Origin of the sequence: Vibrio sp. 11986-1-5, from assembly GCF_963878025.1 — a bacterium.
Lineage (GTDB): Bacteria > Pseudomonadota > Gammaproteobacteria > Enterobacterales > Vibrionaceae > Vibrio > Vibrio injensis.
In genome coordinates this window covers 25,623-40,224 of the sequence record NZ_CAWNVW010000044.1, presented here as the reverse complement: position 1 = coordinate 40,224, position 14,602 = coordinate 25,623, and the positions used below count along the sequence as shown (strand labels likewise).

Sequence of the window (14,602 nt, the reverse complement as noted above, 5' to 3'; positions counted from 1 at the left end):
CGTTTTTTGATTGAGCTTAGTAGTAGTGGGTTTCGGGCTATTTAATGGGCGTTACGATTCATTCAGATTCAGTAAAACAACTTAACATCACGATAGAAGTTTTCGTGTGAACCGAGTGCTATCAATTCAAGGGTAACCGTGCCATCTTGATAACTGTAACCTAGTAGGGTCAATTGTTTTACCATCTTAAATTTATAGACTCTAAGAAAGGATAAATCGCCTTTCTTTTGTTCACCTAAAAGCGGATTCTCGATCAGTGCTTTGACGGCATTATCGAGATCCACCTTTTGATTTTGGTGCAGTTTTTTGACTGTTTTTTTGAAAGATGGAGTCTGAAGAACCTGTGTTATTTTAGCCAAAGTTGTAAGCCTCAAGTTTGCCAGCTTCTTTTTCAGCTTTCGCAATAATGGCTTGTCTCACAAATTCATAGGGTAGATCTGGATTGTCTTCCATCATTTCTCCAATTTTAGCCCAATGCTCAATTTGTTTAGGCGTGGTACGATTCAGGGCTTTAGCCATTATAGCTGCTTTATCGACGAGTTCTTGATCAAGACGTATGCTTGCAGTTGACATGATATAATCCTCTTGTAAGTTTTGAATGATTGTAGCGTAACGCTACATGGGTAGCAATGTGAATCATACAAGCGCTTCAAGAGGGACAGCCAACGCGCGGCATTTTTACTATGAGTTGGCATTTGTGGTTACGATGTTATGCTGAAAGTTGGTAGTGGCGTTGTCTGCCCCTTAACGTTGCGTTATGCGCCAAAGATCGGGTTAACATCCATACTCTTATGTAAAATACGGACGACTCTAATCTGTTGGCTGCCCGTTTGCTGATAAAAAATCACATGGCTACCTTGAGGAAATTTACGGTAACCATCTCGAATTTCATCACATGATTTGCCGATGTCGGGATTTTCAGCCAAAAGCCAAAATGAATCGTCAAATTGCTTTAAGTAGATGTTTCGCTGCTCTTTGCCCCAACGGCGTTGAGTAAATAAAGCGATATCACGTAAATCAGTTTTGGCTGCAGTTGTAAGATTAAATGGTTTCATCGATTAGTTTCACTATCAAGTTCATTGATGAAACTATCAAGGTCATAATCAGCGTCACCACTTTGTTCACCTTCAACCAGTAGTTGACGGAGAGTCTGCAGTTTAGTCTCTTGGTTTTCGAGTAAACGCAAAGCTGAGCGAATAACTTCACTTGCAGAGCCATAACGCCCACTTTGAATTTGGTTTGTAATAAAGCCATCAAAGTGTTCACCAAGGGTAATACTTGTGTTCTTAGCCATAAATTTATCCCCAAAAGTACCAAGAAGTACCTAATTATGGTATTAAATGGCTTCGAAGGCAAGGCGTATACGAACGCTCCAAGAGGGACAGCCAACGCGTGGTATTTTTACTATGCGTTGGTTTTAGTGATTACGGTGGTATTCGGGAGCTTGGTAGTAGCGTTAGCTGCCCCTTAATGCGGGCGTTATGCGTCATGAGGAAATTAATGTCAAAAGTAACATTAAAAGGCTTTATTTTAGTTCCTGAATCGGATCTTGAATTGGTAAAAAATGAGTTGGTAAACCATAAGCGTCTTACTCTAGAAGAGGCTGGTTGCATCACGTTTAGTGTCACTGAAAATTCAGAAAATCCTCTTCGTTTTGACGTTTACGAAGAGTTTACTGATAAAGCTGCTTTCGAGCATCATCAGAAAAGAGTTAAAGCTTCTAATTGGGGCAAGGTGACGGTAAACGTTGAGCGTTATTATGAAATCTTTGAGTGAATGCATAATTCCCACGCGTATCACTGTTATTGTGCGCTGGTTTCAGTGTCATACGGTGAGGTGGAAATTAAAACGGCCCGAAGCGAATGAGCCGTATTGCAACTGGAAGGCCTTTAGTCTTTAGAAGTTTCAAACAATTGGATTACGCTTTCTACGGCGTTGCTCATTGCTTGCTCATTTTCAAGTTTTCCTGAGCCAGCAGGTCCAAGAGCCTGAGAATATAAAGTAAGTTGTTTTTCAAAAGGTAAGCCTAACTGATCGTAAAGGTTTTGTCGTATTTGCGCATGTTGTTCCGGTTCCTGGCTTGCAAGGTTGACAAGGGTTTCATAAATAAGCGTTTTCATGGGATGTCCTTTTTATAATAGTTAACAGGGCGCATAAGATTCTAGCTGGTAATTGATGACAATTCTGGTGCAACAATCACATAACAAACTGTTAAAAAGTGAGATTTGCAACGTGTAGTATCTGCGGACCTAACTGAATTAATTGTTTACGGTGTTATAGATCAAGTGCATTTGTATGTTGTTTATGCTTGAATCCATTATTATCAATGGATTGAAATAAAATGGGTCTGAACTATGTGTAAATGTTCAGGAAAAGCGCTCATTTTTACTGTGGCCAATTTGGGTGATACTAGTGTTTTTTTCTTTGTAGATTTAAAGGGATTATTATGAAATCCATGGTCGGCCTTAAAGCCGTGGCAATTTTAGAAGGGGGCAAAGGTCTACTCTCTCTAGTTGTAGCTATTGGCTTACATTTTCTTGTTGGCGATAACTTGCAAGAATTAGCAGAATCCATAGTTAGGCATGCTCACCTAAATCCAGCGAGTCATCTCCCAAGTATTTTCATTACGGCAGTGAGCGATCTCTCTAATACCAATATTAAGCTTATCTCTTTAGGTGCGTTAGCATACTCTTTCATTCGTTTTGTAGAAGCTTATGGTTTATGGAAATCGTATGTTTGGACTGAATGGTTTGCTTTGTTGAGTGGTGCGATTTATCTGCCTTTCGAAGTATATGAAATGGTTGTGCGTCCAAGCATGCTGGGAGTGAGCATTTTCGTTGTAAACATCATTGTCGTGACTTACATGGCTAGAGTTGTTTTTATGAAAAAAAGAATGAATGTCAGTAGATGATTGCTCTTGTTGATGAGGGGAGGCTTAATTGTCTAAACAATCAGTAGAAATGATACGATAAAAATTTTATGGAGCAAGAATGTATTTATTTAAGAAGATTATAATAATAATAGCTTTAATATTCTTTACTATTGGTTGCGCTAGTCAATCATCTATTAATAATTCAAACTATAATAGATTGTGGGGCGATAAATATTATCAAGAAACGATTAAAGGCGTTTATATTGATGATGATTACTCAAGGTTGATTCTTCTCGGGGGAAAGCACAGTTATATTATAAACTCGAATGAGCTGATGAGCTCATACCTTGAAACGAAAGAATTTATAGATATTAGATTCAATTTAGCATCTCTCGTGTTAGATGAAAATAGCCTTTTAAAGGGGAAGCTTTCTCTTAGTGGGATGACTCAGGTACCTACTCACGTTGATAGTGAGTTAACCAGTAAGTTAGAGCGCTTAGGGATTATACAATATTATGATCACACAGGATTGATATCAGGAGTAGAAAGCACGGGATGGCGTTTAATACCAAGAGACTTTTATTTTGAAAGTGAACTATATGAAGTTGATGGTGAGCTTCCATTTAAAATGCTAGATACACCATTGTATGTGAAAATCCAAAGTTTAATACCAGATTCAACTGCAGTGAAAGTTGGTAAAATATTAGTTACACCATTTTCTATCATACTAGATGGGGTGGTAGTGTTATTTCACTATATCGCGATTATACCCTATGCCATTGCTATTTATTATAATGGTTATTCCATATAAGGATAGTTTAACTGTTTTTTCATAAACAAGCCGTCATTGACTGAACCCAAAAATCAGGCAAAATGTTTACAAGATGCACAACCTCGCCCACTCGGCGGGGTTTTTTTATGCCTGTCATTTGGGGGTGACAATGTCACTAGATAAAGCCACGATTGCTATCGCTACTGGCACTGGAACGACGGTCGGAGTCAGTGCTGCTAAATCTGCGCAAAGTGCGCAATCTTTGTTAAATTCCAGCATTTCACAAATATTAGCGGGTGATTACACACTCTACGGCTCTGATATCGCTACGATAGCCGGTATCGTTATGGGCGCTCTCGGTATTGTGGTTACGCTCTATCGTATTCGCGTCACTAAGCGACTCGCCAATGCGTTATAACAAGCTGACTACGGCGTTAATCGCTGCTGCGATCGGTATAACGGGCGGTTTTGAGGGTTACAACCGCATTGCATACCAAGATAGCGGGGGAGTGTGGACCGCTTGCTGGGGCGAAACGCTTAATATCAAACCCGGTGACGAGTTTACGGATGAGCATTGTCAGGTGATGTTTATTCAATCTCTCAACAAACACAACGCCCCACTTGAGAAAATTCCCCAACGCTTACCCGCCAATGTTCACCTCGCTTCACTGGATATGTCTTACAACCTCGGCACTGGCGCATTTAGCCATAGCACGATGTATCGCTTCCTGCAGAACGCTGACTATCCAAATGCCTGCATGGAGCCTAATCGCTGGGTCTATGTGCGAATCAACGGTGAGCTCCGCAATTGCCGCGATCCGCAGTGGAACTGTCGAGGAATTGTGACTCGTAGAGAAATCGTGACCCAACTTTGTCTTGGGCAGATATCGATTAACGATGCGCTCATAAGGCTGGGTCAGCTTCCACTTGATAGTGAAATCATCGAACAGCTCAATGCGCACTAACCTCATCATCACCGGCATTTTCGGGGTAATCCTTGTGTCTATGTGGATACAGCTCAAAGCACAACGAGCGGAAATCATCATGCTCAGTGAAAGAGCCGCGATCGCAAGAGCGAATTTTCACGTGCAGCGCACAATCAATCAGCAAATAAGTGACGATCGCGAGCGCATGAGTCAACTACTCACTGAAAGAGCGCAGCGAAATGCGCAAGAAAAAGAGAGCCTACGTAATGAAATCACACACCTTAGGGGCGAGATGGCGGATAGTCGCTGCGTTGTCCCTCCCACTGTTACTGAACGCTTGCGCGAGCCCTATTAAACCAGACCCTATAGTGGTTACTGAATACATTCTCCCGCCCGAAGGATTAATCCTTCCATGCTACAAGCCGCAAGTGATTGGGACATGGCCAGACGTCGTTACTGAAGATATTCCGAGACTGAAATCAGCGCTCAGCGAGTGCGCCGCTCAAGCTGATGAGTATCTCAAGTGGAGAACCCTCAAGAACAAACCAGGCTGAATGATATTGGCGCACAAGAATATACATAACAGGAGCCATTCGGGTAGTGGCTCCGATTATGTTTAACACGAGAGCTACAAAACTGATGAAAGCAAAGCGCACAGGCAAAGTTAACGCTGTTATTGGCTATAACGGCCAATCAGCCCGGGTAAGACTCTCATCGGGTGAGCGTATCTGCATTCCAACTACCCATCGTCCGGTTATAGGAGATTGGGTAGTAGAAGGAGAGCTCTCTAACGAGCAGCCAAGAAAGAACTAAGAGAGTGACATGTCAAACAACTGGGAACTATTACAAAAGAAATTCGAAGTTGCCCACGCGAGAACTGGCATATCGGCAAAAGAGTGGTGCGAAACTCAAGGGCTCAATTACAACTCCGCACGTCGCTACATCAAAGTACGCAAGACTGCGCACGATGAAACTGCGCAGCGCACTGCGCAAAACGCAAGGAAACACTCTGCGCAAATCAGAAGTGCGCAATATGCGCAAAAAGCAGATCAGAAAAAAGTGACGCGGAAAAATGGTCACAAACAAAATGACACACCGTTGCAACCTCAAAAGAATGCTAACGAACATGACATGGGATTGGGTGAACGGGATGAAAGCGGTCGTTTTCGCCCAGGCCATAAAATATCAGTCGGTAACGCTGGCAATCCAAATCCCAGTAATTCAGCAGAGCCAGGCAATGCGAGAGCAAGAAAGCATGGCATTTACGCTAAGTACTTCAAAGAAGAAGAGCTGGAAAAGTTCGATGCAGCCGCTATTGCTGATTTACAAGATGAGCTGGAGCTGTGCCGCGTTCGTTTGCAGTCGGGAGCGGAAGCACTGGCTCAATGTATGAGTGATATCAAAAACGCCAGCTCAGTAAAGGATAGGGTTTCGTTGTATGAGGCTTATGCGCGTATCGACAGCGGAATGGCATCACTGACAAGTCGGATTGAATCTATCACCCGTACGCTTTCAGGATTACGGATAGATACGGTTAAAGTTCCTCATATCGTCGCTGACACAAAACGCGTCGAGAATGCCGCTCGCAAACTTGGCCTTGAGGCTGACAAGATAAGCAATGAGGGTAAAGGCGATGATACACCGGTGTCACAAATTCTTGATGATATTCGCGCCATGGGCAGCGATGGTTTGATGAGCAAACAGCAATGACACATCAGTTTGAAGATGTTTCAGACGCGGAACGTCTCGAGATAGAAGAAAAGCTCAGAGATAAATGGTGGCGTCTCGATAATCTCTACATGATCGAGAATGAGCAAGGGCAGTTAGTTCGCTTCCGACTTCGGCCTGCTCAGCGACTTCTCTTTGAGATGATGTGGTATCTCAACATCATTTTAAAAGCACGGCAACTTGGTTTCTCGACAGCGATTGATATTTATCTGCTTGATGAAGCGCTTTTTAATAACAACCTCAAATGCGGGATCATCGCACAAGATCAATCCGCGTCCGGTGAGATTTATCGAACCAAGATTGAGGTGCCGTTTGATAACTTGCCAGCTTGGCTTAAGACGCGATTCAAAGTCAAAAGCCGACGCTCAGGAACAACGGGTGGTTTCATTGTCTTTGAGCATGGCTCTAGCATTCAAGTTGCTACGTCCTTTCGTTCTGGTACGGTTCATCGTTTACACGTTTCAGAGCATGGCAAAATTTGTGCTAAATACCCCGCGAAAGCGAAAGAGGTTCGTACCGGTACGCTTAACGCGGTTCACCCTGGCTGTATCGCTTTTATTGAGTCTACTGCAGAGGGCGTGGGCGGCGACTTTTACACGATGACGATGAAGTCGCTTGAGATGAGTCGCAGTGAAAAGCCACTGACACAGTTGGATTGGAAGTTTCATTTCTTCGCGTGGTGGCAAGATCCAAAGTATCGCGCCAAGGTTCCTGAGTCTGGGCTTGTTATGAGCAAAACTCAGCGAGAGTACTTTGATGCTGTCGAGGACGCTATGAATTGCGTCATCGATGATGAGCAGCGCCAGTGGTACGTGTTGAAAGAGGCCGAGCAGCGTGATGAGATGAAGCAAGAATTTCCGTCTACGCCGCTTGAAGCTTTCTTAACGTCTGGTCGAAGAGTCTTCGATTCACTTCATACCATGCAAGCCGAAGGCGATACGATGAATCCAATCATCATCTACGATATCGAGCCAGTAACGGGCAACATGGTTAAGGCTAATAAGCCAGAGACCATGGACGAACAAGGGCAAAACTCAGTCATGAACATGCTGCTGGTTTGGGAGCTGCCCGATAAGGATGAAGATTATGCGATGGGTATCGATATTGCAGAAGGCCTTGAGCACGGTGACCGCTGCAGTCTTGACGTTGTTAAGCGAAGCACTGGCGAGCAAGTGGCCCATTGGTACGGGTATCTCGATGTCGAGCTTTTTGCACAGCTTGCAGCGCACATCGGTAAGCTTTACAACTGGGCTTATGCAGGTCCAGAGCGAAACAATCACGGCCATGCCTTTATCCTTGAGTTTAAAAAGCACTACAAAATCAGCCGTATTTACTCTGAGCAATATATTGATAGAGCGAATGAAGATGAAACCGTCAAGCTTGGCTGGCTCACAACCAAGTACAGCAAGCCAATTTTAACCGAGGGATTAAAAACCCTACTTCGCAATCGTCAGTCCGGGATCCGCTGGATTGGCACAATCAGTGAAATTACCACCTACGTCTATCAAAAAAATGGCTCAATGGGCGCTCAAGAAGGCTGCTTTGACGATCAGGTCATGAGCTATGCCATTGCTCAAGAGATGCGAGCAAGAATGCCCGCCACTTACCAAGACACCCCAATTCAACGCGACAAATCTAAACACTGGATGGCGCACTAATGAAAAAAATCGAACAACAAAAGCTACTCAATATTATGTCGGATATTGATGCTCAGCCGAACTGGCGAACCAATGCAAACAAAGCGTGCGCGTACTACGATGGCGATCAGCTAGCGCCGCAAGTCGTTGCAGTACTTAAAGAACGCAATCAACCAATGACTATGCACAACTTAATCGCGCCAACTGTCGATGGGGTTTTGGGGATGGAAGCCAAGACGAGGACAGATCTGCTTGTCCTTGCTGACGACCCGAGTAAAGAGTTTGATGAATTGGCTGAGGCTATTAACGAACAGTTCAAGGATGTGTGTCGGTTAGCCAAGTTAGATAAAGCAAGATCAGAAGCTTATGCATCACAAATCAAATGCGGTTTTGGCGCGGTTGAAGTGTACCGCAATGAAAATCTCTTTGGTCCCAAATACAAAATCAAAAACATACCTCGCGATGAAATCTATTGGGACTGGCTATCAAAAGAATCGGACTGGTCAGATGCTCGCTGGGTAATGCGCTGTCGCTGGATTGATGTTGATGAGCTAATGACGATAGTCCCAGATAAAAAAGACATCATTAAAAATGCCGCGAACGGCTGGCATGGGTTTGTCGAGACCAATCTCATTGAGGGGATGGACGCTAATCTTGTCAATGCTTATGAAGAGTTTAAAGGGTACAGTCGCCAGCAAACAGAATGGCTCTCTCAAAACCGTAAGCGTATCCGACTGCAGGTAATTTATTACCGCACAATGGAACGAAAAGCAGTAATAGAGTTGCAAAATGGGCGCGTGATTGAGTTTGATAAAAACAATCTGCTTCATGCCACGGCGGCAGCAATGGGCAAAGCGAACGTTCGTATGGCTCAAGTAAGCCGGATCATTGAAAGTTGGTATGCAGGCCCACATCACTTAGGCGATAAAGATTGCGATGCACCGCAAGGCTTATTTCCCATCGTCCCGTTCTTTGGTTATCGCAAAGATGCCAATGGTGAGCCTTACGGCCTCGTCGCTCGCGCCATACCCGCTCAAGATGAAGTTAACTTTAGACGCATTAAACTCACCTGGCTTTTGCAAGCTAAGCGCGTTATCGCTGACAAAGATGCAACGAACATGAGCCGTGAAAAGGTGCTAGATGAAGTTGAACGAGCGGATGGCTATATCGAGCTAAACCCAGACCGTAAAAACAACAAATCGGTTGCTGAGGCTTTTAGAGTTGAGCAAGATTTTAATATTGCTCAGCAGCAGTTTAATGTCATGCAAGAGTCGATGAAGCTCATACAAGACACCATGGGCGTTTATGCTGCATTCCTTGGCCAAGGCCAAACCAGTCAGTCTGGCGTTGCTATTGCTAACTTGGTGGAGCAGGGTGCAACAACGCTTGCTGAGATTAACGACAATTACCGTTACTCGTGTCAGTTACTGGGTGAGCTTATTCTTAGCTATCTCATTGAAGACATGAAAGGTAAACGCAATGTGCCGATCACCATTAATCGAGATGATCCGCGCAAACGTAAGCAAGTCATTGTCAATCAAGAGACCGAAGAAGGGTTAACGAACGACATTGCAAAACTAAGAACGCACATTGCCCTTGCGCCAGTGCAGCAAACTGCAGCATACAAGCAGCAGCTTGCCGATCGAATGATGCAAATCACGGCACAGATGCCACCGGAAGTGCAAGTCGCTGTTATCGATCTCGTCGCTGAGCTTACCGATATTCCAAACAAAGCAGAGTTCATTGACAGAGTACGTGACGCAATTGGTATTCAGAAACCGCAAGATGAAATGAGCGAAGAAGAAATTGCCGCGATGGAGGCGCAACAGCAGCAACAAGAGGCGCAAATGCAGCTGGCTATGCGTGAGATGGAGGCGAAAGTGCAGAAGCTAGAAGCAGAAGTGCAAAAATCCATGGCAGTAGCAGAAAAAGAGCAGGCCGCGGCTAACTCAGCGCGTTATCGTGACGCGAAAACGCAAGCGGAAACAGGCAAGCTACTGCAAGAGATCGAACGAATGGACCAAGAGTTGCAGCAAATTCGTAATCAATGGGCCACTATGATTGAACAGCAATTGGATGCGCTGACGTTGTAATTGAACGCCGCCGAAAAGTAGAGTAGATTTTGTCCATGATGTGAAGCCTCGCCCTTAACTGGTCGGGGCTTTTTTGTTTCTGTCGTTAAGCATTCTTTCGAGAGTGTTTAACCGCACAGACAGCGATACGTCTACACAGGAGAAAGCACGAATGACAATCAATCTAGATAATTTAACTGGCAATGAAACCCCTGAAGAGCTGGAAGCGCTGCTTGATTCCATCGATGGTGTTTTGGATGACGATTCAGAGCATGACGATGACGATATTGAGTTAGACGACGAAGGCTCTGATGGTCGCTCTGATACTGACTCAGCCGATAGTGATGCTGCGGACTCGGCAACCGCACAGGATGAAGAGCAGCAGGAACAGCAAGAAGAGCAAAAGCCAAAGGGTGTTGCTGCAAAAGATGGTGAGCACGTTATTCCTTATGATGTGTTAGAGCGTGAGCGCCAAGAAAAGCAGCAGCTCAAAGAGCAGCTTGAAACGATGCAGAAAAAGCAGAGCGATTGGGAGCAATCTCAACGTTTACTTGAGCTTCGTAACAAGCAGTTGGAAAAGCTCGGTGTTGAACCTGAGGACTTGCCGGAAAACTTATCTGTCTCTGATGAGCAGCTTGAAGCATTGATGGATGATTACCCAGAGATTGGCAAGATCTTGAAGGTCATTGTCGCAAAAACAAGCGCAAACCAAGCAGCAAGCCAAGAGCCTACTGAGCCAGTCATTAGCCCCGTTGTTGATGTGATTGAGCAAAATGCCGATTTATCCGCATGGCGCGATCAAGGTGGTGAAAGCTGGAACAAAGCGGTAGAGATTGATGATCAGTTACGTGCCGATCCGCAATGGGCAGACAAACCACTGGCAGAGCGTTTTGCTGAAGTGGTGAGTCTGACCAAGGCTGCAATGCTACCGCCAACTCCGGATAAAGCCCCAGAGCTGAGCGAACAAGACATTAAAGCTAAAGCCGAAGAGGTGGAGAGTAAGGCTAAAAGTACTCTCCCATCTTCACCTAGTGCCATTGGTTCTACCAGTAAGCATCAACCCTCTGAGCTTGAGCAGTTAGCAAACGCTGATGCAGAAAGTTTGATGGCGATGATGCAAGGGAAAAGTCAGGCAGAAATTGAAGCATTACTTGATATGGCTGGCGTGTAGACGCCGCAACCCATTACCCCGTTCGAAAGAGCGGGGTTTTTTATGTCTGGAGTTTAGAAAATGACAACCATTACTAAGCAACAAGCGCGCAAGATCCAAGAGGTTGGTCTATTTACCTCAACCCTTCGCGCTCGTTCTTTCGTGAATATGCTGACGGAAGAAATCCCAAAATCTGCCGTGCCTGATAAAAAGGGCATGGAGAAGCAAACCAGTGCTCATGCTCCTATTGTGCGTGTGACTGACTTGTCGAAAGGCGGTGGCGATACGGTAGATATGCAGATTGTTCACCACTTGAACAAGCGTCCTACCATGGGCGATAAGAAAATCGCAGGGCGCGGTGAGTCGTTGGACTTTACCAACTTTGAGCTTGGCATTAACCAAGGGCGTCACCAAGTTGATGCCGGTGGCAAAATGTCTCAGCAGCGCACAACGCATGATTTACGTAAGACTGCCCGTACATTGCTCGGCCCTTACTTCAACAACCTGCAAGACCAAGTTTCTATCATTCATGCCGCTGGCGCTCGTGGTGATTACTTTGCTATCGATAGCATCGTGCCGCAAGAGTCGCATGAAGAGTTTGCTGAAATCATGGTCAATGACGTACTACCGCCAACCCATGATCGACACTTCTTTGGTGGTGATGCTACTCGCTTTGAAGATCTGGACGAAGCGGATGTGTTCTCAATGGAGTCAGTTGATAACCTCAACTTGTTTATTGAAGAGATGGCAAACCCGCTGCAACCCATTCGTTTTCAGGCTGATGAGCTTGCCGGTGATGAGCCTTTCTATCTCCTGAACATAACACCGCGCCAATGGGATAGTTGGAAGAAAACATCAAGCTATAAAGATTGGCAGCAATTGGTTGCCTCTGCGCTAAATCGCGGTCGCAACTTTAAACATCCGGTCTTTGCTGGTGAGTGCGCGATGATGGGCAATATTCTTGTGCGTAAGTACAAAGGGATGCCGATCCGATTCAATCAAGGTTCGAAAGTCAAAGTGTCGAATAACGACAAGTTGGCAACGGTGTCTGAAAAAGAAGCCGGTACTACGGTTGATCGTGCCATGCTGATGGGTGGTCAGGCTTTAGCAACAGCTTGGGGTAAAACTCAATCCGGCAACTCTTTCTCGATTGTCGAAGAAAAAACGGATGCGCAGAACCGGACCGAAATTACGATTGGCTGGATGAACGGTGTTAAGAAAATCCGTTTCGCTGACAAAACAGGTCGCGTGAATGATCACGGTATCATCGTTCTCGATACTGCGGTTAAGCTTGGCTTTTAATTGATGGGGCGCATGTCCCCCCTGTGGAGTAAACACTATGGCAATTCATCAAGCCCCAAGCATGCGTGACCGCATTTATGTTGGTACGCATGGCAATGTTTCACTGGCTCAAGTTAATGTCGCTCTCGCTGCGATTACTGCCAATGATGAGGTTCAAGTGATTGAGCTGGAAATTGGTATGAAGATCACCGGCTTTCGCGTGATCACGTCCGGCGTTGGCGCAGGCGTTACTGCTGATATTAAAGTCGGTAGTAAAGTAGTTAAAGCTGGCGTGGCTCTATCGGCCGCAAAGGCTGAGAGCATTCTCATTCCAACGGAATACACAGAAAGCAAGCAGCCTTTATCGTTGGTCATTAAAGGCGGCACCGCAAATGGCACAGTAACGCTGGGTGTGGAATACCTAGCCGAAGGTTACTAACCAACCCAGTCAAAGGAAAGGCGGCATAGTCCGCCTTTTTGTTTTGGAGAGAAACCATGTCAAAAGTTCAGATTGTTTATATCGGGCCCAAAGAGCGCAAGCGAGACACCATCACTGGTAGTCGCCAAGTGTTCCCGCGCTTAAAGCCCATTGAAGTTACCGAAGAAGCGGCGGCTATCCTACTGCGCTTTGAAAATACCTTTGTGCATGTTGATGAGCTCGACGGCAAGCTTAAAGAGCATGAAGAAGCCGAAGCCAAAAAAGCAGCGCTTGAAGAAGAACTCAAGAAGCAAGCAAAGCTAGAAGCTGAGCAAGCTTCGTTCTTAGTCAATATTGGTGGTGAAGACGTTGATATTTCTAAACTGGCCGCTGCAAAAATCCATACTCACATCGTTGCTGCCGGTCTTGATATCAAGGGCCAGCAATCTGGTGAAAGTGCTGATGATTATCGTAAGCGTGTTCGCGCTGAACTAAAAGGGTAAGCCATGAAACAAGTTCCCGTATCCGATTTTATTCCTCATTTAAGAAAGCTGGTTCCGGTCGATATTCCACTGGTCGCGAAGGAAGCATTAATTAATGCAGCAATCCGCTTTTGTCGTGATACGCGGATCTTGGTTTCGGTTCGTGATCTTGATTATGTCTTCGACCGCCAGATAGTGAAAGCCGTTAGCAAATTGGCTGAGAGCAGGAACACTGATGGCGGCATTAAGGCGTGCGATATTATCAGCGTAACGTCAAATGGCGAGTCGTTAGAGTCAGCGACGGATTATCACCTCGTGTCGCTCGATGAGTTAAGGTTCTTATCAGACTATCGAAACGTAATGATCACCTCTATCGTTGAGCCTACCCTCGATACTAAGTTTTTGCCTGAGCAACTATTTACCGATTGGCTTCATGCGATTTGCCACGGTGCAGCAGCCCTGATTTGTTCATGCCCAGGTGCGCCGAAAGACGTTGCTAAGTTGAGCCTGTATCACGAGACCAATTTTGTTGAAGCGATAAATCACGCGAAACGCTGGCGAATGGAATCGGCTCTAGTTGAGACTATCCCTAATCGTCGTAACCGAAAGAGAGAGTTCTTCTAATGAAAGCAATGGATCTAATCAATCGAGTGGCAGAGGAAGTTATCGATACTAAATTTAAGTTTTGGAGTAAGGAGTATCATTTATCTAGCCTCAATGATGGGTTATCTGCATTAATCATGGTTCGTCCCGATCTGGCAAGGAAGATAACCGAAATCAATTTAACGCCAGGTCAAGTGCGAGTGGTGTTGCCAGAGCAAGCTTATAAGCTTCTCTCTGTAAACCATTGTGGTGGTTACTCATTACAATATATTGATATTGATCGGCTCAATCAGAACTATGAGCGCTGGCGAATGATGGAGGATGAGCAACCGACAAACTGGACACGAAATGAGTTAGATGAAACCTCTTTCTTTGTATTCCCCAAGCCGACTATCCCTATTTCCCTTGAGTTTGAATATGCAGAGAAGTTGAGAATAACGAATATTGATGAACCAGTGCCAATACCAGAAGTTTATGAAGCATTGCTTTTTCATTACATGACTTATCGTGCTTATTCAAAAGAGGGACAGCAAGAGTCACAGCAAGCCAAGGCTCAATCTCATTACCAAGCATTTCAGATGGCGTTAACCGGAAAATCAGACTCTGACTATCAAAAAGCGGCCCGACTTAAAGCGAGTGAGCGGGCTCTATCATGATGATA

At 45.1% G+C, this 14,602-nt stretch carries 21 protein-coding genes; 16 read left to right on the top strand and 5 right to left on the bottom strand.

Going from position 1 to position 14,602, the window contains the following annotated elements; translation table 11 throughout:
* Window positions 1-68: 68 nt before the first annotated feature.
* The 4 genes from AACS00_RS10175 to AACS00_RS10160 form a co-directional block, all read right to left on the bottom strand.
* Window positions 69-359 (bottom strand): type II toxin-antitoxin system RelE/ParE family toxin, encoded by a 291-nt coding sequence (locus tag AACS00_RS10175; RefSeq protein ID WP_105977313.1) that lies wholly within the window; start codon window positions 357-359, stop codon window positions 69-71.
* Window positions 352-573, bottom strand: a complete 222-nt coding sequence (locus AACS00_RS10170; protein WP_105977314.1) for a TA system antitoxin ParD family protein — start codon at window positions 571-573, stop codon at window positions 352-354. Before AACS00_RS10170 ends, AACS00_RS10175 begins: the two co-directional genes overlap by 8 nt.
* Window positions 574-755: 182 nt before the next feature.
* Window positions 756-1,055: a type II toxin-antitoxin system RelE/ParE family toxin gene (locus AACS00_RS10165; protein WP_000802131.1), complete on the bottom strand. Its 300-nt coding sequence runs from the start codon at window positions 1,053-1,055 to the stop codon at window positions 756-758.
* Window positions 1,052-1,294, bottom strand: coding sequence for a type II toxin-antitoxin system ParD family antitoxin (locus tag AACS00_RS10160; protein ID WP_002044787.1), 243 nt, complete (start codon window positions 1,292-1,294; stop codon window positions 1,052-1,054). The genes AACS00_RS10165 and AACS00_RS10160 overlap by 4 nt, the downstream gene beginning before the upstream one ends.
* A gap of 206 nt (window positions 1,295-1,500) precedes the next feature.
* On the opposite strand from AACS00_RS10160, the gene AACS00_RS10155 reads away from it, so the two are divergent.
* Window positions 1,501-1,776: a putative quinol monooxygenase gene (locus AACS00_RS10155; RefSeq protein WP_110167314.1), complete on the top strand. Its 276-nt coding sequence runs from the start codon at window positions 1,501-1,503 to the stop codon at window positions 1,774-1,776.
* Window positions 1,777-1,889: 113 nt separating this feature from the next.
* Here AACS00_RS10155 and AACS00_RS10150 read toward each other — a convergent pair whose 3' ends face one another.
* On the bottom strand, window positions 1,890-2,120 hold the full coding sequence (locus tag AACS00_RS10150) for a PAS factor family protein (RefSeq protein WP_110167313.1): 231 nt from the start codon (window positions 2,118-2,120) through the stop codon (window positions 1,890-1,892).
* 326 nt (window positions 2,121-2,446) lie between these two features.
* Between AACS00_RS10150 and AACS00_RS10145 the strand changes: the two genes are divergently transcribed.
* The 15 genes from AACS00_RS10145 to AACS00_RS10080 all read left to right on the top strand — a co-directional run bounded on the left by AACS00_RS10145 (window position 2,447) and on the right by AACS00_RS10080 (window position 14,597).
* Entirely contained in the window at window positions 2,447-2,911 is a 465-nt protein-coding gene (locus AACS00_RS10145; RefSeq protein WP_110167312.1) for a DUF2127 domain-containing protein, read from the top strand.
* A 79-nt stretch (window positions 2,912-2,990) separates the two neighbouring features.
* Window positions 2,991-3,683 (top strand): hypothetical protein, encoded by a 693-nt coding sequence (locus AACS00_RS10140; protein WP_110167311.1) that lies wholly within the window; start codon window positions 2,991-2,993, stop codon window positions 3,681-3,683.
* A gap of 130 nt (window positions 3,684-3,813) precedes the next feature.
* On the top strand, window positions 3,814-4,062 hold the full coding sequence (locus AACS00_RS10135; RefSeq protein WP_110167310.1) for a hypothetical protein: 249 nt from the start codon (window positions 3,814-3,816) through the stop codon (window positions 4,060-4,062).
* Window positions 4,052-4,609 carry a glycoside hydrolase family protein gene (locus AACS00_RS10130; RefSeq protein WP_110167309.1) on the top strand — a complete coding sequence of 186 codons (558 nt, stop codon included), beginning with the start codon at window positions 4,052-4,054 and terminating at the stop codon, window positions 4,607-4,609. Before AACS00_RS10135 ends, AACS00_RS10130 begins: the two co-directional genes overlap by 11 nt.
* A gap of 34 nt (window positions 4,610-4,643) precedes the next feature.
* A complete protein-coding gene (locus AACS00_RS10125) occupies window positions 4,644-4,925 on the top strand; it encodes a hypothetical protein (protein ID WP_146205772.1) in 282 nt (93 codons plus the stop codon).
* Window positions 4,810-5,124, top strand: coding sequence for an Rz1-like lysis system protein LysC (lysC, locus tag AACS00_RS16755; RefSeq protein ID WP_445285991.1), 315 nt, complete (start codon window positions 4,810-4,812; stop codon window positions 5,122-5,124). The genes AACS00_RS10125 and lysC overlap by 116 nt, the downstream gene beginning before the upstream one ends.
* Before the next feature lie 268 nt (window positions 5,125-5,392).
* On the top strand, window positions 5,393-6,280 hold the full coding sequence (locus AACS00_RS10120) for a terminase (RefSeq protein WP_110167306.1): 888 nt from the start codon (window positions 5,393-5,395) through the stop codon (window positions 6,278-6,280).
* Window positions 6,277-7,956, top strand: a complete 1,680-nt coding sequence (locus tag AACS00_RS10115; protein ID WP_110167305.1) for a terminase — start codon at window positions 6,277-6,279, stop codon at window positions 7,954-7,956. Before AACS00_RS10120 ends, AACS00_RS10115 begins: the two co-directional genes overlap by 4 nt.
* Window positions 7,956-10,028: a portal protein gene (locus AACS00_RS10110; protein ID WP_110167304.1), complete on the top strand. Its 2,073-nt coding sequence runs from the start codon at window positions 7,956-7,958 to the stop codon at window positions 10,026-10,028. Before AACS00_RS10115 ends, AACS00_RS10110 begins: the two co-directional genes overlap by 1 nt.
* Before the next feature lie 151 nt (window positions 10,029-10,179).
* Window positions 10,180-11,178: a hypothetical protein gene (locus AACS00_RS10105; RefSeq protein ID WP_110167303.1), complete on the top strand. Its 999-nt coding sequence runs from the start codon at window positions 10,180-10,182 to the stop codon at window positions 11,176-11,178.
* Between the two features lie 60 nt (window positions 11,179-11,238).
* Window positions 11,239-12,459: a phage capsid family protein gene (locus tag AACS00_RS10100; RefSeq protein ID WP_110167302.1), complete on the top strand. Its 1,221-nt coding sequence runs from the start codon at window positions 11,239-11,241 to the stop codon at window positions 12,457-12,459.
* Window positions 12,460-12,496: 37 nt separating this feature from the next.
* Complete coding sequence (locus AACS00_RS10095; RefSeq protein ID WP_110167301.1) at window positions 12,497-12,877, top strand: hypothetical protein; 381 nt, start codon at window positions 12,497-12,499, stop codon at window positions 12,875-12,877.
* Between the two features lie 56 nt (window positions 12,878-12,933).
* Window positions 12,934-13,359, top strand: coding sequence for a hypothetical protein (locus AACS00_RS10090; RefSeq protein ID WP_110167300.1), 426 nt, complete (start codon window positions 12,934-12,936; stop codon window positions 13,357-13,359).
* Window positions 13,360-13,362: 3 nt separating this feature from the next.
* A complete protein-coding gene (locus AACS00_RS10085; RefSeq protein WP_110167299.1) occupies window positions 13,363-13,962 on the top strand; it encodes a hypothetical protein in 600 nt (199 codons plus the stop codon).
* Complete coding sequence (locus tag AACS00_RS10080; protein ID WP_110167298.1) at window positions 13,962-14,597, top strand: phage adaptor protein; 636 nt, start codon at window positions 13,962-13,964, stop codon at window positions 14,595-14,597. Before AACS00_RS10085 ends, AACS00_RS10080 begins: the two co-directional genes overlap by 1 nt.
* The last annotated feature ends 5 nt before the right edge of the window (window positions 14,598-14,602 follow it).

What these genes read in the sequence shown, in the direction of transcription:
- AACS00_RS10080 (WP_110167298.1), top strand. Translation starts at nt 13,962, where the DNA reads ATGAAAGCAATGGATCTAATCAATCGAGTGGCAGAGGAAGTTATCGAT.
- AACS00_RS10100 (WP_110167302.1), top strand. Translation starts at nt 11,239, where the DNA reads ATGACAACCATTACTAAGCAACAAGCGCGCAAGATCCAAGAGGTTGGT.
- AACS00_RS10105 (WP_110167303.1), top strand. Translation starts at nt 10,180, where the DNA reads ATGACAATCAATCTAGATAATTTAACTGGCAATGAAACCCCTGAAGAG.
- AACS00_RS10135 (WP_110167310.1), top strand. Translation starts at nt 3,814, where the DNA reads ATGTCACTAGATAAAGCCACGATTGCTATCGCTACTGGCACTGGAACG.
- AACS00_RS10110 (WP_110167304.1), top strand. Translation starts at nt 7,956, where the DNA reads ATGAAAAAAATCGAACAACAAAAGCTACTCAATATTATGTCGGATATT.
- AACS00_RS10145 (WP_110167312.1), top strand. Translation starts at nt 2,447, where the DNA reads ATGAAATCCATGGTCGGCCTTAAAGCCGTGGCAATTTTAGAAGGGGGC.
- lysC (WP_445285991.1), top strand. Translation starts at nt 4,810, where the DNA reads ATGCGCAAGAAAAAGAGAGCCTACGTAATGAAATCACACACCTTAGGG.
- AACS00_RS10165 (WP_000802131.1), bottom strand. Translation starts at nt 1,055, where the DNA reads ATGAAACCATTTAATCTTACAACTGCAGCCAAAACTGATTTACGTGAT.
- AACS00_RS10170 (WP_105977314.1), bottom strand. Translation starts at nt 573, where the DNA reads ATGTCAACTGCAAGCATACGTCTTGATCAAGAACTCGTCGATAAAGCA.
- AACS00_RS10115 (WP_110167305.1), top strand. Translation starts at nt 6,277, where the DNA reads ATGACACATCAGTTTGAAGATGTTTCAGACGCGGAACGTCTCGAGATA.
- AACS00_RS10095 (WP_110167301.1), top strand. Translation starts at nt 12,497, where the DNA reads ATGGCAATTCATCAAGCCCCAAGCATGCGTGACCGCATTTATGTTGGT.
- AACS00_RS10085 (WP_110167299.1), top strand. Translation starts at nt 13,363, where the DNA reads ATGAAACAAGTTCCCGTATCCGATTTTATTCCTCATTTAAGAAAGCTG.
- AACS00_RS10155 (WP_110167314.1), top strand. Translation starts at nt 1,501, where the DNA reads ATGTCAAAAGTAACATTAAAAGGCTTTATTTTAGTTCCTGAATCGGAT.
- AACS00_RS10130 (WP_110167309.1), top strand. Translation starts at nt 4,052, where the DNA reads ATGCGTTATAACAAGCTGACTACGGCGTTAATCGCTGCTGCGATCGGT.
- AACS00_RS10160 (WP_002044787.1), bottom strand. Translation starts at nt 1,294, where the DNA reads ATGGCTAAGAACACAAGTATTACCCTTGGTGAACACTTTGATGGCTTT.
- AACS00_RS10120 (WP_110167306.1), top strand. Translation starts at nt 5,393, where the DNA reads ATGTCAAACAACTGGGAACTATTACAAAAGAAATTCGAAGTTGCCCAC.
- AACS00_RS10150 (WP_110167313.1), bottom strand. Translation starts at nt 2,120, where the DNA reads ATGAAAACGCTTATTTATGAAACCCTTGTCAACCTTGCAAGCCAGGAA.
- AACS00_RS10140 (WP_110167311.1), top strand. Translation starts at nt 2,991, where the DNA reads ATGTATTTATTTAAGAAGATTATAATAATAATAGCTTTAATATTCTTT.
- AACS00_RS10090 (WP_110167300.1), top strand. Translation starts at nt 12,934, where the DNA reads ATGTCAAAAGTTCAGATTGTTTATATCGGGCCCAAAGAGCGCAAGCGA.